This window comes from Sanguibacter sp. TS_SC_8 (assembly GCF_055361235.1).
In genome coordinates, this window is record NZ_CM143955.1 from 2,028,459 (window position 1) to 2,052,965 (window position 24,507).

General features: G+C 65.3%; 16 protein-coding genes. 12 read left to right on the top strand and 4 right to left on the bottom strand.

All coding sequences use genetic code 11. The features are described from left to right. Nucleotides 1–277: 277 nt before the first annotated feature. Both ACWA15_RS09215 and ACWA15_RS09220 read left to right on the top strand, forming a co-directional pair. Nucleotides 278–3,004: a LysM peptidoglycan-binding domain-containing protein gene (locus tag ACWA15_RS09215; RefSeq protein ID WP_464059337.1), complete on the top strand. Its 2,727-nt coding sequence runs from the start codon at nucleotides 278–280 to the stop codon at nucleotides 3,002–3,004. 411 nt (nucleotides 3,005–3,415) lie between these two features. Next, nucleotides 3,416–7,126 (top strand): NACHT domain-containing protein, encoded by a 3,711-nt coding sequence (locus tag ACWA15_RS09220; protein WP_464059338.1) that lies wholly within the window; start codon nucleotides 3,416–3,418, stop codon nucleotides 7,124–7,126. 276 nt (nucleotides 7,127–7,402) lie between these two features. Here ACWA15_RS09220 and ACWA15_RS09225 read toward each other — a convergent pair whose 3' ends face one another. Continuing rightward, the gene (locus tag ACWA15_RS09225; protein WP_464059339.1) at nucleotides 7,403–7,669 is read right to left on the bottom strand and encodes a hypothetical protein; all 267 of its coding nucleotides are present in this window, start codon (nucleotides 7,667–7,669) and stop codon (nucleotides 7,403–7,405) included. Between the two features lie 202 nt (nucleotides 7,670–7,871). After that, nucleotides 7,872–7,997: a hypothetical protein gene (locus tag ACWA15_RS09230; protein ID WP_464059340.1), complete on the bottom strand. Its 126-nt coding sequence runs from the start codon at nucleotides 7,995–7,997 to the stop codon at nucleotides 7,872–7,874. 594 nt (nucleotides 7,998–8,591) lie between these two features. On the opposite strand from ACWA15_RS09230, the gene ACWA15_RS09235 reads away from it, so the two are divergent. From ACWA15_RS09235 to ACWA15_RS09280, 10 genes are all read left to right on the top strand, one after another. After that, nucleotides 8,592–8,909, top strand: coding sequence for a DUF6112 family protein (locus ACWA15_RS09235; protein ID WP_464059341.1), 318 nt, complete (start codon nucleotides 8,592–8,594; stop codon nucleotides 8,907–8,909). A 1-nt stretch (nucleotide 8,910) separates the two neighbouring features. After that, a complete protein-coding gene (locus ACWA15_RS09240; protein WP_464059342.1) occupies nucleotides 8,911–10,095 on the top strand; it encodes a type IV secretion system protein in 1,185 nt (394 codons plus the stop codon). Then, the gene (locus ACWA15_RS09245) at nucleotides 10,092–11,528 is read left to right on the top strand and encodes an SCO6880 family protein (RefSeq protein ID WP_464059343.1); all 1,437 of its coding nucleotides are present in this window, start codon (nucleotides 10,092–10,094) and stop codon (nucleotides 11,526–11,528) included. Before ACWA15_RS09240 ends, ACWA15_RS09245 begins: the two co-directional genes overlap by 4 nt. Next, nucleotides 11,525–12,865 carry an ATP-binding protein gene (locus ACWA15_RS09250; protein ID WP_464059344.1) on the top strand — a complete coding sequence of 447 codons (1,341 nt, stop codon included), beginning with the start codon at nucleotides 11,525–11,527 and terminating at the stop codon, nucleotides 12,863–12,865. Before ACWA15_RS09245 ends, ACWA15_RS09250 begins: the two co-directional genes overlap by 4 nt. Before the next feature lie 5 nt (nucleotides 12,866–12,870). After that, nucleotides 12,871–14,007: a DnaB-like helicase N-terminal domain-containing protein gene (locus ACWA15_RS09255; RefSeq protein ID WP_464059346.1), complete on the top strand. Its 1,137-nt coding sequence runs from the start codon at nucleotides 12,871–12,873 to the stop codon at nucleotides 14,005–14,007. Next, nucleotides 14,004–15,890, top strand: coding sequence for a type IV secretory system conjugative DNA transfer family protein (locus ACWA15_RS09260; protein ID WP_464059348.1), 1,887 nt, complete (start codon nucleotides 14,004–14,006; stop codon nucleotides 15,888–15,890). Before ACWA15_RS09255 ends, ACWA15_RS09260 begins: the two co-directional genes overlap by 4 nt. Continuing rightward, the gene (locus ACWA15_RS09265) at nucleotides 15,878–17,212 is read left to right on the top strand and encodes a transglycosylase SLT domain-containing protein (RefSeq protein WP_464059349.1); all 1,335 of its coding nucleotides are present in this window, start codon (nucleotides 15,878–15,880) and stop codon (nucleotides 17,210–17,212) included. The genes ACWA15_RS09260 and ACWA15_RS09265 overlap by 13 nt, the downstream gene beginning before the upstream one ends. 121 nt (nucleotides 17,213–17,333) lie before the next feature. Next, complete coding sequence (locus ACWA15_RS09270; RefSeq protein WP_464059350.1) at nucleotides 17,334–18,266, top strand: ArdC-like ssDNA-binding domain-containing protein; 933 nt, start codon at nucleotides 17,334–17,336, stop codon at nucleotides 18,264–18,266. A gap of 197 nt (nucleotides 18,267–18,463) precedes the next feature. Continuing rightward, entirely contained in the window at nucleotides 18,464–20,383 is a 1,920-nt protein-coding gene (locus ACWA15_RS09275; protein WP_464059351.1) for a DUF4365 domain-containing protein, read from the top strand. A gap of 365 nt (nucleotides 20,384–20,748) precedes the next feature. Beyond that, nucleotides 20,749–21,120 carry a hypothetical protein gene (locus tag ACWA15_RS09280; RefSeq protein ID WP_464059352.1) on the top strand — a complete coding sequence of 124 codons (372 nt, stop codon included), beginning with the start codon at nucleotides 20,749–20,751 and terminating at the stop codon, nucleotides 21,118–21,120. Between the two features lie 1,128 nt (nucleotides 21,121–22,248). Here the strand turns inward: ACWA15_RS09280 and ACWA15_RS09285 are convergent. Beyond that, nucleotides 22,249–23,394, bottom strand: a complete 1,146-nt coding sequence (locus ACWA15_RS09285; protein WP_464059353.1) for a hypothetical protein — start codon at nucleotides 23,392–23,394, stop codon at nucleotides 22,249–22,251. Between the two features lie 698 nt (nucleotides 23,395–24,092). Further along, on the bottom strand, nucleotides 24,093–24,500 hold the full coding sequence (locus tag ACWA15_RS09290; protein ID WP_464054775.1) for a hypothetical protein: 408 nt from the start codon (nucleotides 24,498–24,500) through the stop codon (nucleotides 24,093–24,095). Between the last annotated feature and the right edge of the window lie 7 nt (nucleotides 24,501–24,507).

The following is a 24,507-nucleotide window of genomic DNA, read 5'->3' on the forward strand; positions in this document are numbered from 1 at the left end:
GGTCATCGTCGCGCCGCTGCCGGTACCGACCGCGCTGCCGGACTGGGACGGCATCTGGCAGAGCCTTGTCCAGCCCGACGACGGGTCCCTGTTCGTCGGGCTCCTCACCGTCGTTGCGTGGCTGGCCTGGGCTGCCTTCACCCTCAGCGTCGTGACCGAACTTGCCTCGACCGTGCGTCGGGTGCCCGCGCCTTCGATCCCGTTGCTGGGGTGGAGTCAGCGCGCTGCGGCTGGGCTGGTCGCCGCCTCGGCCATGCTGCTGGCCTCGGGTGGGCCCGTGGTGACGGCACCCGCGGCCTATGCCGCCGTGGGATACGTCCCGTTCCCGGTGACCTTGGAGACCACGCCCGTCGCAGCGGGAACGCCGGGCGGACTGAGCGTGAGCAGGAACGCTGCCGGTCCCACGGCCCAGAACCCCGCGGCATTGGGTAGTCAGGGTGACCTACCGCGGGTCACGGTCACCCACGGGGACACTCTCTGGAGCCTGGCCGAGCACCACCTGGGCAGCGGAACCCGGTACGCCGAGATCCGCGACCTCAACCTCGGAACACCCCAGGCGGACGGACGCGCCCTGAGCGACGACCACTGGATCTACCCCGGATGGACGCTCCAGCTGCCTCCCGACGCAAGCAACCTCCCCACGCAGGTCGAAGAGGCCGCCGACACCGGTCTGCGGGAGCCCGTGGCCCCTCAGGAATCTGTCGCTCATGTTGTCGAGCCAGGGGAGAGCCTCTGGGCGATCGCCGGCGACGAGCTCGACGACGAGCTGCGCTACGTCGAGATCTTCGACGCCAACGTCGGTCGTGTTCAGGCAGACGGGCGAGCGCTCGCGGTCGCCGACCTCATTCAACCGGGGTGGCTCCTCGCCATCCCCACCAGCCCGGCGAGCAGCACCCCATCCGCCCCGCCAACGACGGACGACCCATCAACACCCGTGCCGGAGTTCCCCCCGGACCTCCCCGCGGTTCCGCCGATACCGCAGGCCCCCGGGGCACCCACCACCGAAGCCACAACCACCGCGGAAGCAGTGCCGACCGCTGAGACCACACCACACGAGCCGCCCGAGAACACCAACACCTCCGAGACAGTGCCCGACGAAGCGACCAATGCTGAACCCACCTCCACCTTCGCCACGTCGTTATTCCTCGGACTCACCGCACTTGCCGCGGCCGGGGTGATCGGCGAGATGACACGCCGCCGCCTGCTGGGTCAGCGTGCTCGCCGTACAGGTGAACGCATCCCAATGCCGACTCCCGGGTCGCTGGAGCAGGTCGCGGAGACCACGTTGCGACGAGCCCCCCAGCCCTTGACGCTGACCGAGCTCAAGGACTCCCTGCTGGCCCTCGCAGCCCGATGCCGAGCGGCGGCTCGACCGCTGCCACGCGTCCAGCTGATCCGACTCACCGAGACTGACATCGAACTCGTGCTCGCGAACCCTGAGGACGATCCGATCGCTCCCTTCCACACCACCGACGGCCGCACCTGGACCGCATCGACCAGCGACCTGCTCACCGCAGAGGCAGTCACCGCCGTCGACGTCGCCGAGCCCTACCCAGCACTGGTGACGATCGGCATCGAGGCAGACGCGGTGCTCATCCTCAACCTCGAAGCAGCCGGCACACTGAGCATCACCGGCCCCGGCAACGCTCCGGTTGAGGTCGCCCGCGCCATTGCCACCGAACTCCTCACAAGCGAACTCACCGGCAGCATCGGGCTCGTCGCGGGCAAGGAGATCGCGGACCTCGCCGCGGTCAGCGATCGGGTCCGGCTCCAGATCGTCGACGACGAGGAGGGCCGCGCAGACCAACTCACTGGCCGGAACGCGGACGTCGCACGGGTGCTGAAAGCAGAGGGCATCCACGACACACTCGCGGCGCGATCCACGGGGACATCCCCGGACGTGTGGCTCCCCGTCATCTTCATGGTCACGAGACCGGAGTCCGACGGGGTCGGAACCTTTGGTAGGGAGGTTCCGTCTGGGGTCGCACCGTGGAGCGGCTCCGTCCATATCACCGCAACCGCGCAAGACCAAGGCTTCGAGGTGCGCATCGGTCCCGATGGGCGAGCGCAGCTGGAACCGCTCGGGATCCCCTTCCGCCCGCAACGCCTGACCGTGGAGAACTACTGCGAACTCGTCAACCTCCTGCGTCTGGGGAGCGAGCCGATCACAGAGGACGAAGAAGAGGTGCGGGATGGGTCGCGAGACCTTGAGGAGGAGTTCGCATCTGCACTCGCCGTGGTATCGCCCGAGATACCCGTGCTCGCCTCCCATGCCGGTGTCTTTGAGAGTCGAGATTCAGTGGCGCCACGGGTGAAGGTGCTCGGCCGGGTGGAGATCGACGGTGCACCCCGTGGTGGAGGCAAGAGGGCGCGGGAACTGATCGTCTACCTCGCCCTGCACGGACCGGCGACCGGCCCAGAACTCGATGAGATTCTCTGGGGCGGTGAACGCGTCGATACTCGCGCCCGGGCAAGCCTGATCTACCGGGCACGCCAGTGGTTCGGCCGAGAGCACCTCCCCGTCGTCGCAGAGGGCGGGCTGTACCGCCTCGGTGACGATGTGACCTGCGACTGGACCGACTTCCAAAAGTTTGCCCGTCGCGGCCTCACCGCAGGTGCGGATGGATCAGTCGACCTTGCTGCGGCACTGCGCCTCGTACGAGACCGCCCGTTCTTCGGAATCGGGGGAACAGAGTTCATCTGGGCCGAGACCGAGATACAAGCGATGATCGGACTCATCGCCGACACCGCCCACCTACTGGCCGAGATCCAGCTCCGAAGGGGGCAGAACCGGGCCGCTGTTGAGACCGCCATGATCGGGATCCGCGCCGAGCCCTGCTCGGAGACGCTGCACCGAGACGCCATCCAAGCGCTCAAAGCCAACGGCGAAGCCGCCCGCGCAATGGAGGTGGCCGACGCGCTGTATGAACGGGTTCGTCAACTTGACCCAGAGTGCACGCGAAAGGAGATCGACGCGAGTTTACGAATCGAGCGAGTCGGTTGACCCTGGGACCTGCCCTCCCAGGTGCCAACCCACGATGTCCAAGGCGCGGAGGGGACTGATCTTCGGACCTGGGGCGAGACTCGCGAGTTCAGTCCGCAGTTCGTACTGGGTGGCTGGATCGTGGTGAACAGCGACCTTGTGTTGGCCGATGATGTGACCGGTCATGACGGACTACACAGCCCAGCGATCCACGATGGAGCGCTGCGCCGGCTCGGTTGCCTTCCACTCCTACGTCGTATGGGCGCCTGTCGAACCAACCTCCGACCTCCCGCAAAACGAGCCCCGAGGCTCAGATTGGGTCATAGCACCCCGTCACTACCACTATGATGCGTTGTGCGCACCCTGCGCGATTCTGGCGGCGACGAACGTCCAGTGACCAGCGTGGATCACTGACGGGGAAACTAAGGACTCATGGGATACCTCTACGAGAACAGCAATCCTGAGCGGTTTCAGCAATTCTGTCAGTCATTGCTTACGTCGAGCTTCCCCAAACTCCAGTGTTATCCTATCGGCCAGCCCGATGGCGGCCGAGATGGTTGGGACCCCGAAACCAAAACCGTCCTCCAGGTCAAGTTTCGGCGTTCGGATGAAGACGAGAGCGCAGAGTGGATTATCGGCGCCCTGGAGAAGGAACTACCAAAGATCATTCGACTGGCGGAACGAGGAGCCGAGAACTACATCATCGCCACCAATGCGCGGGGGACGGCGCATCTCGACGGTGGCAGGATTGACAAAGTTCAGACTTGGCTCAGTGCAAACGTTCCGATACCTGCGACGTGTCTTTGGCGTGATGACGTCGATCGGCGACTTGTTGATGCCTCGGCTTCTCTGAAGCTCAAGTACTCTGAACTCTTCAGCCTAGATGATGGAATTGAGGTCGCGCTGGCCGCTGTGCTCGGAATGGGCAACGAGCGCAAGCGGGATGTCATGCAAGCGTTCATTGCCGCGCAGTTTGATGCGGACCAGACCGTCAAATTCAAGCAAGTCAGCCTCTCCAATGATCTCTTGGATCTATTCATAGATGTTCCTGTAGGATTTGTACACAAGACGGTTGACAGTGTCGGGCGGCAGTCCTCATCGACTCAAGACGAGTACCGCAAGATTCGTTCCGCCTTCTTGGGGTCAGATCATGCTTTCTACGTGAACGAAGAGACTGACGGCGGCGAGACGTATATCGGTCGTGCGTCCGGCGAGACGCGACCGTTGAAGGTCGGCGCGGCCGAGCTGCTGCTCAGCGACGCCGCCCAGAATCACATAAAGCTCGTAATGCTTGAGGGTGCCCCTGGGCAAGGAAAGTCCACACTAGCTCAGTATGTTTGCCAGGTTCATCGCGTGCGGTATTTGAAGAAGACTGACCTAATTGAACGCATTCCGGATCTCTATAAGCAGACAGCGCTCAGGGTTCCAATCAAAGTTGACCTCCGAGACTATGCGGCGTTTCTGGACGGGAACTCACCGTTCTCATCGAACGCGGCTTCATCGGAACCGCGATCCCTTGATGTATTTTTGGCGCAACAGATAGCATACATTTCTGGCGGACTAGAGTTTAAGCCGCTCGATGTACTTTCGGTGCTCAAAGAGGCGCCGGTATTGTTGTTCCTGGATGGCCTTGATGAGGTGGCGGACCTAGCATCACGAAAGACACTCGTGGCGTCGATCAGAGAGGCCCTCGCCCGGTGGCAGGAATTCGAAGCTGATCTCCAGGTCGTCGTAACAAGTCGACCATCCGTATTTGGAGGAGCGCCGAATTTTGGTAAGTTTGGATTTATCACTCTCAACTTGCGGAGCATTGATTCCGCTCGGATCAACGAGTACGCCGAGAAGTGGGTGGTAGCGCGCGGTCTGGGGCAATCCGAGGTTAGAGACGTTAAGAAGATCCTCGCCGAGAAGCTCGAGTTGGCTCACATTCGCGAACTGACTCGTAACCTAATGCAATTGACGATTCTCTTGAGTCTGATTCATCAGATAGGCCATTCTCTCCCGGATCAGCGCACTGACCTGTACAGTCGATATGTTGATCTGTTCTTGACGCGTGAAGCCGACAAATCTGTCCGGGTACGAGAGAACCGACAAGTTCTCTTGGGATTCATTCAATACTTGGCTTGGTTTCTCCAGGTCCAGGCGGAATCATCCAAGTCAGCGGGGAGCATCTCGGAGATTGAGTTGCAGGATTTGGCACGAGAATATCTTCGCGCTGGTGACCAGTCAGTCACTATTGCCGACGACCTATTTGGAGGTGGCCTCGAACGGATATTCGTGCTCGTCGAACGAATCGAGGGACTCTATGAATTCGAGGTCCAGCCCCTACGTGAATTCTATTGTGCCCAATATCTGTACACTAGTGCTCCAGTCGGAACGTACCGCCACAAGGAACTCTGCGGGGACAGGGCGCAGCGCTTCGAGGCGCTGGCGGCAAGTCCTTTCTGGCTGAACGTGTGTCGATTCTATGCAGGCTCATGCGAGCGTGGCGAGGCGGCGACACTTGTTGCGAGTCTCGAGGAAATGATACAGACTGGCGATTTGACCGTCTCCAATCACGCCAGACGGGTTGGGCTAGCCCTGCTCCAAGACTGGGTCTTTAGTAATGTTAAGTGGACTCAAGACAAGTTAATACGAGCGGTCCTCGCCGGAACCGGAACGCAGATGCTGTTGCTCGGCGAGAGATCAACTGAAGAGTTACGGCTTGATGTTGCGTGTGGGCGCAATACTCTCCGAGACGTCGTATTCGAGGAACTTAAGACGTGGCCTGTAGATATTCGGACATCTCTTTTGTGCAATGTGCTGCGCATCAACGGTGGTGCGGATCTCGGTGAGCAATTCTGTGATCTTCTTGCCGGCACCGCGGGAGAGCAGCGCACGTATCAGTTGATCCGGATGTTTAGGTCCGGTGCCGCCATGAGCATGGTTCCCGAGCGTTTGTGGAACCTCGTCGTTGAGGACCAGCCTGATCGTGCGCAATTGTTGCGGCGAATCACAGTACTGGTTCAGATGGAATCTGCACTCGCGCTGCGGATTCCCGAATTGGTGACCGAGTTCGTCGCTGGCGTTCTCGATGGCGGAATCATCGATGGGATTCATCAGCTCTCTCCACTGGGAGCGTTTGCCGACATTCTTGGGAGTTCGCTGGGTAGGTATGGAGGCCTTAGACACCTCGAATTTGTGAATTCGCACACCGAAGACTGGGATCTAGCCCCGGAGTCCGTCAGGGAGTTTTTGTCGGTTATCTCCGGTTCTGCGTTCCGTGGCGGAGATATACCTCTGGACGATCGGACGGCATCTGAGGCTTGGGGTCCGATTGTTGAGTGTGCAAGGTCTACCTTCGGGGAAACGTGGTCCACGATGTCTATGGCCATACGAATTGCGGGAATTCGGAGGCCAATTGATTCACCGGAAGGGGTTGACCGACTCTTCGACACAACGGTGCCGCTGTGCGACCGTGCGCGTGCGGCTAGACTGCGCCGAGGCGGCGTGAAGTGGTGGCTCGAGCAACTGGAGCAAGCATCGACGGACCTCGACCGCAGGCTGTGGGTTGGGCTTGCTGTGATGTGGTCAAGCGTAAGCAATCTATACAGTCTTTCAGGCGAGATTGACGCCATTGTTGGATCACTAGGCGATCACGAGTTTGGCGCGCTTTGCGACACGCTTTCGCTTGCATCCGCTGGGCGCGAACTTCGGGCGGATCGTAAGAGTCTGTCGAGGATCGATCTACAGCCTTTCTCTGCTAAGACTGCTGTCCTGGTGGCACATGCCTTCCGAGCTCCACTGTCGAGCCTTCTTTATGGGAGTAGGCAGGGTCGAACGGAGCCGCTCCGTGCCTTCTTGTCTCTTCAAGAGAAGTCTGAGGAGATTGAGAGCCCTCCTCCGTGGAAGAATGTGGATGAGACTCTATTGTGGGCGAGCAAGGTAAATCATCTCCGGAATCTTGGGACACTGGGGATCCACAGGGTCCTCCGCCACATGTACGAAGGTCGTCTGCAAGCTGATTTGATTGACGCGTTGTTATCTGAGCCAACAGATTACCCGCTGGAGTTGGTTTCTCGCGCGCTAATTGAAGCGCAGCGTCGGTACCGACCGAAGACTCTGTCGGCGGTGTCGGCCGAGCAGCGGTGGGTATTTGCTTAGCCTCGAGGCGATCAGGATTTCGTAGGTCAAACAGCACGCTGCCTGCGTCTCGCGATTAATCTCGTTGGATTAGTGTTGGGGCTAGTCGTAAAAAATCCATTCTGGTTGAGAGGTTGTTCGGATGCTTGGCGGCTCTCGATGCAGGCTTGTTCTTTGCTCGACTCTTCGAAGTTAGTCGGTTGCGATGCGCGATCTGCGATACGTTCGGCAGCGATCGTGTCCCAAGTCGCACTGGGACATGTCGGTAGAGTGAGAGACTTGCAGTCTTCTGGTTCATCAGAGTTGCGGCGGGAGGAGAAGTCCGCCGGCGACCGGGAGCATGCATAGTCGGTGATGGTCGCCGTTGCGATAGTTGCAGGCGATCCGCCGGTGCAACTCGAGGATTCCGTTGTTGGCGCGGTCATTGGTGAAGCTGCCGCGGAACTGCTCGCACCAGCGTCGCATGGTCTTGCCCAGGCGGGCGAGCTCGGGGATCGGGCAGGTGTGAAACGACTCCAGAGTGTGGCCGGCTAACTGCTTGCCCTCGGCAGTGTCCTTGACCAAGGAGGCCGCCCGCAGCTTTTAGGTGCACCGCCCGATGACGTGCGGTTCATCGTCGGGGTCACCATCGGCGAGGCGCCAGTCGAGGTGTTCGCTCCGGTGTGGGGTGGGGTCCTCGAAGCCGCGGAAAGGGATGTTGCGATGCGAGTAGAGCGGGTCTTGTGGCCGCGGCGGCCCATGGGGCTCACAGAACTCGGCGGCGGGTCTAGTCCAGTGCCTGCCCGCCGAGCCTGATGACGTGGAACGCAGCAAGGGCGGGGGTGGCTTCGGCGAGGTGGTCGTTGATGTGGTTGGCGTAGACGCGGAACGGGTCCAGCGTGACCACCTTCACCCCAGCGCAGAACTCCTCACCGCGCCCCGCAAGCCAGCCCCGCACGCCTTCCCGGTGCGCCTGGGGACCAGGTCCAGGAGCCGGGCGCGAGTGCGTCCTGGCCGGTCACGGGTCAGCTCCACGATCCCCGTCAACATTGTGGGATATCCCGCAAGAGCCGGAATCGGCGCTCTTGACTGAGGGCCACCGTCACCGCTGGCACCCTTGGGCTCCCCCCTGGGTATCTCTCGCGTCAACGTCACTCGGCCTCCCGAGCGAACGACGGCGACCACATGGACGCCGTCCAGGTCGACGAGGGTGTCGATGCGTGAACAGCACGAATCGGGCGTATGGAGCAGTGGCTTAGTTGCTCTGGTCTTGAGGGCCTCGACCTGCGTCACCAACGATCCTGTAGGCATCGACGTGTCCCGCTCCTCCCACCGCAACTCTGATGAGCCAGTTTTCTGTGGTCCTTGGGCAAGCAGTCCGGCTGGAGGTCCATAGGACCTTTTGCAAATGGCCGAGGCAGGCTGTTCCGTGTCTCCCGCACTCGACCGCACACCATCCTGATGAGGCGCCCACGCTCCGTGGTCGCCGGGCCAGGAGGAGCGATCCATGTTCATCTCAGCAGCCAGCCAACTGGCAAGGTCCCTGTGGGCCCAAGACCCAGGTGTGACGCCCAATCAGGATGGTCTTCCTGGGCTCACCGTCGTCAAGGGCATTGTCGGCGCCCTTCTGACCTGGGGTCTGGTCGCGTGCGTCGCGGGCCTCGTTGTGTCGGTGATCATTTGGGCGCTGGGTCACCAGCAGGGCAACTACTCCGCGGCGTCGGGCGGTAAGTCCGGGGTCCTGGTCTCCGCCGGGGGCGCGTTGCTGATCGGTGGGGCGAACGCGATCATCGCGTTCTTCTCCGGCGTGGGCGCGGGGATCTGACATGGTCCTGCCCACCTTTGACCCCTGTGTCGGTCCGATCAACTTGCTGTGCGACGCCGCTGGCAACCTGGTCGGCTCGGCGACGACCGCGGCGTCGGACTCGATACTGAGCGGGCTCGGCCAGGCGTTCATTGGCGCCGCCGCGCAGATCGGTGAGCTGACGTTGGCTGCGCTCGATTCCACGACGGCTATTGACCTGTCGGTGTCCTGGTTGCGGGCGAACATCGCCGTGATCATGTCGGTGACCCTGCCGATCGTGGTGGGGCTGTTCACCGTCCAGGTCATCTCCTCGGTGATCCGCCGCGAACCCGGCGGTCTCGTCCGGGCGCTGACCGGGGTGGCCAAGGCATTTGTCGGGTCGGCGATCGCGCTGGCAGCCACGCAGGTCGCGCTGACGGCGGTCGATGAGATCTGCAACTACATCGCAGCCTCGGCCGGCACATCGATCGGTGAGTCTGCCGCCACGTTCTTCACGCTGACGCAGATCGCGACGGCGAACAACCCCGCGATGAGCCTCGTCCTGGGCTCGATCCTGCTGCTGGGGTTCTTCCTGCTGTGGGGCGTGCTGCTGTTCCGCAAGGCGGCGCTGATCTTGATCGCGGTGTTCGCGCCGATCGCGTTCGCGGGGTCGGCCTGGGACCAGACGAAGGTGTGGACGCGACGGTGGCTGGAGATCGTCGCGGCCCTGGTGTTCTGCAAGGTCGTCATCGTCGTCGTGTTCGTCGTGGGCGCCTCCGCGTTCAGCGGCACCGGGCCCCAGGTACCTGACGGTGCGCTGATCGAGGCCCAGTCACCCGGCCTCGCGCAGGGGATCTCGAACGTGCTGGTGGGGATCCTGCTGTTGTCGATCTCCATCTTCACGCCCTGGCTGACCTGGCGGTTCGTGCACTGGTCAGGCATCGAAGCTGCCGCAGTGATGCAGTCCTCGATGGCAGCCAACCCGGTGAGCTCCACCGCGCGCAAGGGCGGCCGAGTCGTGATGAGCGCCGGGCAGCAGGTCCTGCTCACCAAGGGCATGGGCGCCTTCGCCGGGAAGGGCAGCGCAAGCGCCACAGGGGCGGCGAACGGAGCAAGCGGTGGCGCAGGGGAGAGCGGCAAGGCCGTCGCGGCGACTCCGCCGATCTCGCCCCCGAAGCCGGCCGGGAGCCCTGCGCCGAAGTCGCCCGGGCAGGGGGCTGGGCGATGAGCGCCGTCGAGCAGACCTCTACCGCAGCCCAGTTTGGTGCCCTGGACCGGCCCACAGTTCTGCTCGGGCTGGGCCCGGTGCAGGTCGGGTTCGTCGGCGTCGCCGTCCTGATCGCGGTGAGTGCCGTCTACACCACAGGCGCGGCGGGCTTCGCGGCCAGCGCCCTGCTGTGGGGACCGCTGCTGGCTGTGGGGACGATCAGCGTCAAGGGCCGCCCGGTCGTGGAGTGGATCCCGCTGGTCGCCGCCTGGCAGGTCCGCTCCCTGTCCGGGCGCACCCGAGCCCTCACCCAACCCACCAGTGCCGCGGGCCCGGGCCAGCTGGTGCTCCCGGGCATCGCCGGGCGATTAAAGGTCCTCAGCTCGCCCGCCGGAACGGCCATGATCGAGGACTGCCGATCGGGCACGGTGACCGTGATCGCACGGGTGTCCTCGACCGGGTTCGTCTTGGACGACCCGCAGACCCAGGACCGTAAGTCCACCGGCTGGGGCCGGGTACTGGGGATCATGTGCCAGCAGCCCCAGGTGGTCCGGGTTCAGGTGCTCAACCGCACCGCACCCGGGGGTGCAGGAACCGCGCGGGCTTGGTGGCGCGCTCACGCGTCCGAGACCGCGCCGTGGGCGGCCCGCCTCCTCGCGGACCTCATGGACCACGCCGGCGAAGATTGTGACGCGAACGAGTGCCTCATCGCGATCAGCACCAAGGCCACCCGAAACGCCATCGGCCGCACCCGGACGATCGACCAGGGGGCGGCACTCGACCAGCTGACTACGTCGCTGTCCAGCGCGTTGGGCGCCGCGGACCTGCACGTGACGGCCTGGGTCACCCCGGCCGGCCTCGGCGCGATCGTCCGCCGCGCCTACGACCCCACCGGCATGGCCACCGCGGACGACACCGACCCCACGTTGACGCACCGCCTGCAGGGCCCGATGGGCGTGCAGGAGCACTGGGATCACCTGGTCACCGACACCGCGGTGCACGCGACGTATTGGGTGGCGCAGTGGCCTCGCAGCCCGATGCACCAGACCTTCCTGCAGCCCCTGATCCTCGCCCCCGGTGCGCACCGGACGGTGACGCTGATGGCCGAGCCGATGCCGGCTGCCCGGGCGTTGCGTGAGATCCGCCGGGCGAAGGTCGAGTACCTGGCCGATGTCGGCCACCGGGCCAAGGTCGGCCAGATCGAGGACGAGACGGCGAACGCGGCCTATGCGGAGGTGCTGCGCCGCGAGCAGGACCTCATCAGTGGGCACGGCGACTACCGCTTCACCGGCCTGATCACCGTCGCCGCACCGACGGTCGCCGAGCTGGAGGCTGCGTGCGGAGCGACGGAGACGGCCGCGGCGCAGGCCATGTGCGAGCTACGCCGACTCGTCGGCCAGCAGGGTCAAGCCCACCTGGCCGCCGCGCTCCCACTCGCCAGGGGACTGCTATGACAACCCAAGCCAAGACCACGAAGACACGGTTCGTGACCGGTCGCGGACACTTCACACCGGGGCTGCGGTTGCGGGTGCCCGCCCACCGGGCCTCCTCAGCCACCCTGGCCGGGGCGTACCCGTTCCTGGCGGCCCAGGCCCTGGACACCGGGGTCTACGTCGGCACCGACGCGCTGACCGGGGCATTGTTCTGCTTCGACCCGTGGACCCACTACGCCTCCGGCCTGCTCACCAACCCCAACGTGCTCCTGGCCGGGGTGATCGGGCAGGGCAAGTCCGCGCTGGCCAAGTCCCTGGCTGTTCGGTCCATCGCCACCGGCCGGCGCGTGTACGTGCCCGGCGACCCGAAGGGGGAATGGGCGGTGGTCGCCGAGGCGGTCGGCGGCGTCGTGGTGCGTCTGGGACCGGGCCTGGCCACCCGGCTCAACCCGCTGGACGCCGGGACCGGTGACGCCGGTGCTCGCCACGGGCTGCGCCTGCACCTGCTGGCCGCGCTGGCGGAGACAACGTTGCGGCGGGACGTGCGCGCCGTCGAGCACGGTGCCCTCGATGCCGCGCTCACCCTGGCCGAGGCCGCCCCAGAACCCTCGATCCCCGGCGTCGTGGATGCGCTGATCCACCCCGACGAGCGCGCCGCCATCGCCGACGGCACCTCCGCGCGGGTGCGTGCGGAGGATGGGCGCGACCTCGCCCACGGACTGCGGCGTCTGGTGCGCGGGGACCTGGCCGGCATGTTCGACGGACCCTCCACCCAGGTGCTCGACGCCTCCGCGCCGATGGTCGTGCTGGACCTGTCCGCGCTGGGGTCCGACGACGATGCCCTCACCTTGGCCATGACCTGCGCGTCGGCGTGGCTGGAGGGGGCGCTGCGGGCACCGGGTGGTGGGCAGCGGTGGATCATCTACGACGAGGCGTGGCGGGTGCTGCGCTCGGTCCCGCTGATCCGGCGGATGCAGGCCCAGTGGAAGCTCTCGCGCGCCTACGGCATCGCGAACCTGCTCGTCCTGCACCGCCTCAGCGACCTCGACGCCGTGGGTAACGCCGGGTCGCAAGCCCGGATGATCGCCGAGGGGCTGCTGGCGGACTGCTCCACCCGCGTCATCTACCGCCAAGAATCTGACCAGCTCGCCGCCACCGCGACCGCGCTCGGCCTGGGGCAGACCGAGCGGGACCTGCTCCCGGCCCTGCCTCGGGGGACCGGGCTGTGGAAGCTCGCGAACCGCTCCTGGGTGGTCCACCACCGGATGCACCCTGACGAACTCACCGTCTTCGACACCGACGCCGCGATGCGCGACGACACCCGCCAGCACAGTGGCGACCAGGAACGACTGAGGTGATCGGCATGCAGCTCCAAGACGACATCATCGCCTACACGGAACGCGCCACCCTCGGGGCGCTCATGCTCGACGGCGACCACCTCACCCAGGTGAGCCGGTGGCTGCGGGCCACGGACTTCGCCGACCCCTGGCACGGCGAAGTCTTCAAGACCCTGCTCGAGCTCCACCGCGCCGGACACCCCACCGCCCCCCAAGCCCTGGGCGTCGCGTTGGCAGAGCGGATCCAGCCGCGCCTGGCCGACCTGCCCAGGATCCACGAGGTCCTCGACGCCACCCCCGAGCGCCCCGACACCCTCACCTACACCCGCCGCATCGCCGAGACCGGGATGCGCCGAGAACTCGGCCTGCAAGGGGTGCTCCTGGAAGCCGGCGCGCTCGGGGCCGCCCAGGCGGGGGAGTCGCGCACCATGACCGGCACCTGCGACCTGGTCGACGCCGCCCTGGACACCGTGCAGGAACGCTGGGACCGATCCCGCGGCCGCACCTCAACGCCGGGATTGGGGCCGGTGCGGTTGCGCGCCCTGGCGCAGGACCCCGCCCGGTTCCTACGCGCCGACCGCCACGTGACCGCCGGGCCCCGGCGCGACGTCGGCGCCGAACGGGTGAACGAACGCCGCCTGATGGCGTCCCTCATGCTCCACCCCAGTGCGATCAGCGGTGTGGCTGCATGGTTGACGCCGCCCAACCTCACCGACCTGGCGTGCCGGGCCCAGTTCACCGCGATGCTCGACCTGACCCGCACCGGCACCCGCGTGGACCCGGTGACCGTGATGTGGGAGACCCAGGCGCTGGTGCACATCTCTCAGGAACCCGTGGACCTGACGGTGGTGCGCGCGGCGGTGGAGGAGGTGCGCCTGCACGGGGAAGCCCCCGACCGCCTGGCGGCGAACGTCGCCGGGGATCAGCTGCGCCGCATCGCCGAGAACGCGACCTTCCACATCCGCACCCAGGCCAGCAACCCAATCCTCGACGTCGGGGAGGTGATCCGCGTCGGGCGCGCCTTCACCACAACCCTGCGCCGAGTCACCACCGCGCTGCCGCACGAACGCCTGGATGCCGGTGACCGTCACCTTGCCCTCGTCCCCACCCTGGCCCTTGACGCCGCGGCGGGTCGCGCCAGTGCGGCGGTGATGTCCCGATGACCGCCCGGCGCCCGTCCCGGCAGCGGGCCCGCGGGGCGAGCGGGGCCGGGTACGACCTCACCAACCTCGGGCTCGGCGCCCTGATGGGGTTGTTCGTGCTCGGTGCGGTCTTGTGGCTGGGGGCAGCGGCCTCGTGCCTGGTCACCGGGCGCGTGGTGCCCGACGGCGGGGTGCTGGCTGCCATCACCGCCCTCGCCGATCCTGGCGCACCGGGGCAGGCGTGGGGACCCACCCAAGACCTGCCCGGCCCGGTCGCCTACTGGCTGGTGACCGCCGTCGTCATCGCGGCAGTCGCCGCCCTCGCGCTACTCGCAGTGCGCGGGTACCGGGCCATGACCGGCACCGGCCGCCCAGCGGACTTGATCCGGTCCCTGCCTGGGCAAGCCACCCCGGCGCAGATGCAGGACGCCGCCGGCAAGCGCGCGCTGCTGCGCCGCGCGCCCGTCGTGCGCCCCTCCGCGACCGACCACCCCCAGGCCACTGACGTCGGATACCGGCTGGGGCGGATGCACGGGCGTGAGCTGTGGTGCTCCCTGGAGGATTCGGCCCTCCTGGTCGGCCCGCCCCGGATGGGTAAGGGCCTGCATGTGGTCATCCCCTGGGTGCTCGATGCACCCGGTGCGGTCGTGGCGACCTCGACCCGCCCCGACACGCTCGCGGTCACCATGGGTGCCCGCGGGCGCCGGGGACCGGTGGCGATCTTCGACCCCCAACGCCTGGCCGGCCTGCCGGGTGGGTTGCGGTGGTCACCGGTGCGTGGGTGCGAGACGCCGCGCACCGCGCTGGTGCGCGCCCGGGGACTGGCGGCCGGGGCCGGGTTCGGCAAGAGCGTCTCTGACTCGGACTTCTGGTCCGGGCAGACCGAAACCGCCTTGCGGTGCCTGCTGCACGCCGCTGCCCTGGACGGGCGGCGCGCCGTCGACGTCTACCGCTGGTCCCTCAATCCCGTCCTGGCCGAAGACGCCGTGACCATCCTCAACCGCGACCCCCGCGCCGCTGACGGCTGGGCCGACGCCCTCGAGGCCGCCATCCACTCCGACCCCCGCACCCGAGACTCCGTCTGGCTCGGCGTCCGCCAATCCCTGGCCGCGCTGGCCGACCCGGACGTGCTCGAGGCCGTCGACCCGGCCGCCGACGACGGCTTCGACCCCACAGTCTTCCTACGCGAGTCGGGAACCTTGTACTTGCTCGCCGCCGCGGCGACATCGGCGTCGTGCGCGCCGCTGGTCGCGGCGTTCGTGGAAGACATCACCGAGACCGCCCGCGTCGTCGCCGCCCGCTCACCCGGGGCACGCCTCGACCCACCGCTGCTGCTGGCCCTGGATGAGATCGCGAACCTCACGCCCTTGCCGTCGCTGCCCCAGCTCATGGCCGAGGGCGGCGGCACCGGGATCACCACGCTCGCGGTGCTGCAGTCCCTGGCCCAGGCTCGCCACCGGTGGGGTGAGCACGCCGCAGACGCCATCTGGGACTCCGCCACCGTCAAGATCGTCCTGGGCGGCCTGGCGAAGTACCGCGACCTCGACGACGTCTCCCGGCTCCTCGGGGAGATCGACGAAGTCACCGAGACCCGCTCACGAGGCAGCGCAGGGGAACGGTCCACCTCCACCTCATTACGGATGGTGCCGGTCATGCCCCCGGCGGTGCTGCGCACCCTGCCCTTCGGCACCGGGGTCCTGTTACTGCGGCAGACCAAGCCCGCCGTCATCGACCTCATGCCCTGGCCGTCGCGGCCCGATGCCCGCGAGCTGATCGCCGGGCAGAAGGCGGTGGAGAAGGCCACCGCGGCCGCCGCCGTCGGGCACACACCACCCGCACCCGCGGCGACCGATCTACCGGTGCCGGGGCTGACGGACCTGGGGGACACCTCATGGGCAAGCTGATCGCGATCCTCGGCGCACTGGGCATGGGGGTACTGGCCTTCCCACTGATCGCGCTGCTTGCCACGGCCGGGACGATGGGATCCGCGCTGGCGTGCATCGAAACGTCCGCCGGGGGACCTCTGTCGGCATCCGCCCCGGTTCCGGCGCAGGCACGGGCATGGGTCGCGGCGACTAAGGCGGCGTGCCCGGACCTGCCCGAGGCGTGGATCGCCGCAGTGATGATGCAGGAGTCCGGCTTCAACCCCGAGGCCTACGCCGTCGACTCCAACGGCGGCACCTGGGGTTTGTTCCAGATGAACAACTCCATCTGGACCACCGCCTACGGCCACCCCTGGTCAGCGGACCTCAACAACAACGGCACCTGGGACGTCAAGGAAGGCGACATCGCTGCAGCCACCGGTGGCCGGTATTTGTGCTCCCGCCTGGAGGGGGTCCGCACGATCCGAGTGGCTCATCCGGACTGGGCGTCGTCGGCCATCCCGGTCCTGGATGCGCTGATCATCGCTCACAACGCAGGGGAGTCGCGTCTGGAGACCTACCCCGCCATCCCCGAGGTCACCGCGAAGTTCATCACGACCGTCAACTTCCGGGTCACCCAGTGGAGCGACGACGCCGCACCTGGGGCTCAAGCTGAGGTCACCCCTGAGCAGGGCCAGGGTGCGGCGCCGAGCCCGGCGGCGACTCAGGAGTCCTACTCGCTCGGGGACGACGTCTGGGTGACACCAGGAACCGAGGCCTCGGTTCCGGCCGCCCCTGCGCCGTCAGCGCCGGCAACGGGCGCCCCGGTGTATGGTCTCGGGTGCATGCCGACGCTGGGGACCACCGGGCAGGTCACTGTCCCACCTGGCACACCGCACGACGTCGAACAGGCCGTGCGCACCGCCATGTCCTACGTCGGCGTGCCCTCCGGCTGGGCCCAGCTCTGCGCGCGCCTGGCCTGCCGGGCCTACGGGTACGAATCCGCCGGGTACACCTCCGCGAAGGCCGAGTGGGACGCGATGGTCGCCGTCGGCAACGCTCGCCACGGAGACGTATGCCCACCGCTCGGGTCCTTCGTGTACTGGAACACCGGGCAACCCTACGGGCACGTCTCCATGGTCGTCCAAACCGACCCGGGCTGTGACCCGGCCAAGATCATGGTCATCGCCAACGAAATCTTCGACTCCGCCACCGGCAACCACGGCGGCGTTTACCTGGTCAGCTTCGCCCAGATCAACGCCGGATACCTCAGCGGAGACGGGTACCTGGGATGGTCGGACCCCCTGTGCAAGGGCGCCGTCCTGGCAGCCGGAACCGGCCACCCGGCACCCTCAGGGACGTGAACCGGCTATGGCTCCGGGGACCGGCACGAGACGGGACGGTCCATCTGCCGAGGATAAGCTCACAGCCTTGCACGCCCAGCTCATGTCAGCGGTCGAGGAACTGGCATCCTCGGATGCGTGGATGCAGATGCTGCGCACCGCGGCGCGGTTCCCCACCTACTCACCGTCCAACGTCCTGCTGATCAACGCCCAACGACCCGAGGCGACCCGCGTCGCCGGTCTACGGACCTGGAACCAACTCGGGCGGCACGTGGTCAAAGGTGAGAAGGGCATCGCCATCCTCGCCCCGTGCACCTACGGGCCCCGCACCACCCCGGCCGAGAACGCACCACCGACGTCTGTGCGGGACTCGGGTGGGGTGGGCGCTGATGGACTTGGCCCTGGGGACACCGACCAGGGTCCCCGCAGGGTTCTGGCCGGGTTCCGGATCGTGCACGTCTTCGACCTGTCCCAGACCGACGGCAAACCCCTGCCCGACGTCATACCTTCCCTGCTCCAGGGAGCGGCACCGGCCCACCTTTGGAACACGCTCGCCGGCCTCACTGGCGATGCCGGGTGCCGGCTCGAACGCGGTGACTGCGCTGGCGCCAACGGTTCTACGAGCTTCGCCACCCGGACTGTCAGGGTCCGCGCCGACGTCGCGCCCGCCCAAGCGGTCAGGACCCTCGCCCACGAGCTCGGCCACATCCGCGCCGACCACGAACACCGCCTCCTCGACTACCACCAGGACGCCTTGTGCCGGGGCCGCGCCGAGGTCGAGGCGGAGTCGATTGCCTACCTCGTGGCCACCGGCGCAGGGATGGACACCACGGGGTACACGGTGCCTTACGTCGCAGGGTGGGCCGGCGGCGACGCCCAGATGCTCCGCGAGAGCGCCACGCAGGTTCTAACCGTCGCCCGAGGGATCGTGGCAGGCCTCGAGGCGGCATCGAGCGTGGGGGAGCGGGCGCAGGCAGTGACTCTGTCGGTGACACCGGTGACGACTTCAACTCACCATCCACACGTCGCCGAAGCAACAGTTCATCCACAGAAGGCGAACATCGGCCGTCGGTGACCGGTAAGAACTGACATCGGGCTAGATAGATTGAGAGCGCGATCGAAATATGTCATGCGCTACTTGGCGGACTTGAGGCCCGGACTTCACCCGGGCGTGAGCTCCTGCATACAGCGCAGCCACGCCTCCCGCAACGCGCGAGCGTATTCGTCAAGCCTTATGCCTTGAGAGACCTGCCTGAACCACTACGATCAGGTATGGCAACTTCCAGACGTGAAGCAGAGTACCGGCGCCCCCAGCGTGGGCGCGCGCACGTACTAGAAGAACGCTCTTTCGCCGCCTTCCTAGGCTCTATTCCAGAAAATTGGACCGCAAGTCGTTCAACACATGACTATGGCATCGATGTGTTCGTGAACGTCTTCGACAATGACCAGGCGACTGGCATTACCTTTGGGGTACAACTCAAGAGCGCCGAGAAAGTGCAAGGCAAGGCGAAGCGGGCAATTAAGCTCAGCACGCTGCACTATTGGCATGATCAAGCGTTCCCAGTAGTGCTCTACTTCTGGGAAGCTGAGACCGGCCAAGCGTGGGTAAAGTTCGCGAATGATATCGATGACTATGCATCAAAAGACACGGCGAAATCACTTACCGTTTCATTTGATGAAGCGGACCGGCTTGGCCCGGATTCGTGGTCACAAATAGAGCGGGTTGCGCGTGCTGTATATGCAATGAGTACTGGAAGGTCGGTGTTTCCCATCGCCTTTAGTTGTTCGGGGCGAGGTTCAATCGGCTCGGTAAGCGCAGGGAATGTTGTCCAGGCTGTACGCCGCCGCGCAAGGGAACTCCCGAAAATACTCCAGCTAACGGGACCGTCAACACTCCTTGAGTTGAAGATATCAGTCGTCGATGATGCGATCATTGCTGCAGGCACCGGGGCTCGTTCATCATATTTCCACTACACTGGGGTTGCTAACGATCTAGATGGCGACATCGCGATTGATGAAGTTCTCGCAGCCGATGCAGTCCTACTTGCGGGCATTCAGCTTTGGCGCATGGGCATGGGGGGCGAAGGTGCGGAGTTGGTGTCATCCGCGGCGGACGATACAATGATTGGCCTCTCTTCGGCACTATTGATTGCTATGACAGTTCTCAAAGATGCAGGGAAATTCCCGGTGGCTTTGAGGATGCTAGACCGAGGTAGACGCCACGCTGGCTGGCGAGCGACAGTCGGGGCGCTGATGCTAGGAGAATCTAGTTCGGCGGAAGAGCGTGCTGCCGTGGCGGCCAAGATGCACGAATGGGCGATTCGGGACGATGGTGAAGGTAGTAGTTATGATGCGGCGACTTTCTATTACAATTCCGGGAATTCTGCACGACAGTCTCAGCCCGGGCTAGCGGTAGATCTATTGCTCCAAGCTGGATCGATGGATTCCGGCTACTTCGAACGGAGTTACTGGTGGCGCGATCTCGGCGCGGCGTACTTCTTCTCCGGTCAATTTCGGTCGGCAGTTGATGCCTATGGCAAGGCGGTCAAACTCGGTGAACTCAATTGCCGTTCTCTCTTAGCGGATTCGCTTCTATTTGATGGTGAATACGAGAGTGCTTTGAATGAGTTTCAACAGGCTGGTATTGAGCTAGGGGATAGTGAATGGTCGTTGAAGAAAATTGCCCTATCCGCACTTGTTACCGCGACTGACATCCGAGCGCAAGTGCGTCGTCCCGAAGCCGCAGACTGGGTGCCAGGTCTTTCGTACGAAGAGCTGCAAACGATACTCTCGATCGACGCCTTGTGCGGTCCTGCCCTAATGTCATTGGCAGACGCTCCAGAAACGAACAGTGACCTTCGTTTTGGTCTCCTTCTGTGTGCAGCGCTCGTAGAGGTTGATGACGCAATCCTCTGGTTGAGAGTATTTGAAGCGTTACCAGAAGCGGATCCCGAGGTCGTAGGCAATGTGCTATATTGCAGCCGTCGTATGGCAGGGGGGTCGATTATTGATCACCTTTGGTCAGAAGGGCAAGGTGAATCTGCTGACGGACTAGAGGACATTTACGCGCAGTTGCCAGAGGATGCGGTCTCACCTACGGTTTTGAGACTTTCTCAGCAGGGTTCGGGCGAGTATGTGGCACTGCAAATCGATGACGTGAGATCGTTCGTGGCCTCAGTTGAGACCGAATGACGTAGGTGACGCCACGCGTAGTCGCGAGTGGCTCCGTGCGCGCGACATCCGCTGCAGTGTGAAGCGTTTGACGGGGGCCCGGTTGCTTCCCGCGAGTGGCCGCCACGTTGATCGGGACGCCTCTTCGATGGCTTTCTCGACGCCGAGGGCCGAAGTCGATGGAGAGTCGATCGCCACCTCTCACCCACGCGCGCGACGCACCTCGAGGCGGCGAGGGGAGCGAGAGTCGGCCGCCAGCGGTGACTCCGTGCGCGGCTCCGGCGACGGCTTTAGTTCACTTTCCACACGTCGCGGAAGCGCCAACTCATCCACAGAACTCAGTTTTTGGCCTTCGGTCACGACCGGTGCGGGGTGAGCATCAGGGCATGGACACCATCCAGAGCTACCCCTACGACGCGGTCCTCGGCGACATCGGCATCATCAACGGCTGGATCGTCACCCCCAACGGCACCGCACCACTCCAAGGCGCCCAGTGGATCGTGGTCGACCGGACCTGGACCTACACGTACCTGCCCACCAGCAGCGTCATCCTCGGACTGCTCCTGCTCTGCATACCTTTCATCGGTTGGATCCTCGCGATCCCGGTGATGATGTCCCAGACCATGGCCGTGGCCGGATACGTCGAGGTGACCGTCCTAACGCGCGGGTTGATCCATCTGACGCAGATCCCCGTGTCGACGGCGACCCAGATCTCGGGCGTGTACGCCGTCGTCCAGGCCTCGCGCGCGTATTCGTAGATTCAGATCTCGCGAACTGTTGTCAAGCCTGCGTCCGAGCGCAGCGGCCGCGCATGCCAAGTGCTATGAAATATCAGTAGGAAAGCGGAGAGCCGGCGTAGCAGCCCAGCCGAGTCAGCTGCCAACAGTCGCTACTCGACGTGGTTCGTGCCCCGCTTCGACGCCACGTGCGAACTGCCCGTGTGCGGCGTGCGAGGCGTCCCAGCCCCTCGCCCTCGCCGTATTTGGTCCCCGACGCACGCTGCATGGGCAGCGTCTTCCCGCTGCTCAGAGGCCGTCGAACTCCGCCACATCGGTGCCGCCCTGGAAAGGACGCGCGCGTCGGACTAATCCGCAACCGTCCTGGCCTCGACGACGAACTTGTCTGTTGCCCGGCGAAGCGGCGATGCGAGCCCACACCCGTGAAGGCGAGTGTCCCGGCGTCCATGAGGCTCCGAAGATGGGGCTGGCTCATCACCAGCATGTCTATGGCCTCATTCGGTGTCACTTGGCGGTCGTGTTCCAGCAGAGCTGCGCCGACCCTCCGGGCAAGGCACGAGCCAGCGCGTCCAGGAGCACACGCACCTGTGAGCCTTCTGGCAGCTGCGCCGCGGCGGTCTGCTAGGCCTGCACGTTGTCGCTGGAACCTGCCCTGCTGCGACGGTCGTCACTCGATATTGAGGGGGTGCTCCGCGCGGTCCAGCGCAGGCTGATCCAGGCCTTGACGTCTCGCTGCGTCGGGCGATGTGAAGAGGGCACCGTGGCACCGGCCGGTGCGCGCTGATGGTCGCCGGGACCGAAGGCCGCGCCTGCGTGAGTATGGGCTGTGGCGAGTCGCAGGGCGCAGAGCTGGTCGTCCATGGCCGTGTCCGCTCAGTGATCTCCCTGACGAGCCTTGGTGGAGGACGTCAACCAACGCGACGGCGTCGCCCCTCCCCGAGGACCCACGGCGGGCCCTCGACGTCCCCGTCCCCGCGCGTCTGGTCTAGAGGCCAGGGCGTTGGAGAATGCCCACGGGCTCACCCGCGTCACCCTCGACGACGGACGGCGCGCGAGGCGCGAGACGTGGCTCTACCCACAGGACACCCGACGTCGGGAGTAGCGCTTGAGGGAGCCGCGCTACCTTAGGGCAGTCGAGGACCGTGGCTGTCAGCCGCGGTGCGGTTCGGTCCAGGGCAGGAGCGAGGCCGTCGAGTTCGACTTGCCGATCTGCGCTCGAACCGCCCGCCTGACTCGGTATCGAGCTTCCTCATTCCACTCGGACACCGGTACCTGCTCGACACGGAAACCGGCCTTTTCCCATTCTATTGCTGCCGATTCGACAGTTCCCACGTAGATGACTGCGGGCGGGTTGCTTGGATCCTTCAGCCGCTCTTTCCAGGGCCTGAGCGCAGCGTGCGTGGGTCGTCCCGTGACTACCAGGGCCGCGCCCGTGCTGCTTCTGAACTCGGCCCAGATCGTGCCCATGGGGCTCCCCCCGAGTTGCATCCACAGTCCAGTTCCTTCCACGATCGACCGTAGGGCCGCGCGCGCTTCAGACGCGGCCACCGCCCTCTCGGCGCTGGGCGATCGGGCTGAGGTGTCTCGAGTGGCATTGACGTACCGCTTCATGCTCTCTCGCTGCTCCAGGGTAGGCTCCCTCAAAGTGTGGGAAGTGCTATAGAAATTTGACGCCTCGATATTTGTGGCCTCTTGGAGCTCGTTTTGGAGGTAGGCGGCATGGGCGCTATCCACCTCAGCCTGGCTCATCGGCCCCCCAGGTGCGCTGATCGGCCTCTCGGCTGCCTCGCTCGCATTCGTTGCAGGTTCTTCCGTCTCTGCAAATATCAACTCAATGAGCCTGCTGGCGACTCCTGCGGCTGCTCTGCCCTGGAAGTCACTCGTGGCTTCTTGTCCCATCGGCGAGAGCAGTTCCAGTGACCATTCGCGTGGCATGTGGGCCATGGTGGTGTCCATGGGGAGAGCGCGGTCGGTTGCCCACTCGAAGGACTTCCACCATTCTTCCGCCCGCGCCACCGTCCTATGGTGCCTAACCTGGTAGTGGACTGCAGCAAACGCGATGCTCGCGGCGAACACCGCTGACACCCCTCCCATACCGGGGCTCTTGGCGAAGGACCGGATGCCCTCACTTGCTGGATCGGATGTGAGATAGGCGATCGCCACTCGACCAGCCAGGTCGATGACGGCGAAGCCGATCAGGACTGCCACCCAGTGAGTGATGCCGCTACGCCATATGCGCACCCGCAGACGGCTCCGTGGGGCGGGCGTTGCGTCGTCGATCTGAGGTTCGTCCACGGAGGAAGACTGCCACAGCTGACTCCGATGCTGCACGATCCGGGATGGCACGAGCGGGTGATTTGACGGGTGGGAACGAGGCCCCAGCCACCTACCCTCATACCGTCTAGCCCTCCTCGGGGCTCGTGACCTCAACGGCCGAGGTGTGCCCGAGCGCACCGCCCAGCACGACCTCGCGATCTCCGTCCCCGGGGTGAGCTCTCGTCGTGTGGGAACATGACGGCGGGGAGACGAAGGCCGGCGTCGTTGTGGCCACCGTCGGGCACGGGACTTCGCCCCGTTCGTCCTGGTGCAATTTGCCGGCGCCGAGCCGCGGTCGGATCACGCTCGGGGCGTGGCTGGTTGAGGTCGACGTCGAGCGACTGTGAGTGCGGCTCAGTCGATCGCGCAACCCGGCGATCTCCCGGCGGGATGGCGGGGAAGGGCCGGGCGCCGGCGGGATATGCGAGGCGGCCTCGGTCGACATCATCGCTTGAGTCTGGCTTCTTGAGACTGCGTTGTCGTCTTAGCACGATTCGGACGGGTACCTCGTAGCCCTCTCCTGCCAGCATCCCGTGAAGGTTGGTCAGCGGTGTTCTTGTCGTCGGATCGTCGTCAGGTCAGATCGACCACCTTAGGTGTCGGGGGCGTCGACCTGGGACCCTGGCAGCACTGTGATTCCTCGAGTCTCTGACCATCCGAATGCGGCTGGTCGGACCTCAGCTCTGCTGTCGGTGCTCGGTGGCCCGGCAGCCTGTTCGGGCGACCCAGTCGGTGAGTCGCTGTCGTGCGGGGGTGAAGCGTTCGTGCCAGGTCAGGGGTGCGTCGCCGTGGGACGTTTCGGCGTAGGCGTCCTGCCAGGCGGTGTGTAGGGCTGAGAGTTCTTCGATGAGTTCCCAGTGCTGTGCCCAGCAGGGCGGGATGATCCGGTGGTCGAGGGCGTAATGATCGGCGAGCCAGTCGACCCAGGGTTCGAGGTCTTCGAGAAGGAGCCGGGCGTGCTGGGGGAGGTGAGCCGACCACAGCACGGGCCCCGAGGGTCCAAGGGGCGGGGACCAGACCGGTGGTGGAAAGAAGGGGTCGTCGTCGAGGTCTTCGGGTTCGTACTCGGCTCGCCGGGGGCTCATGGCCGTC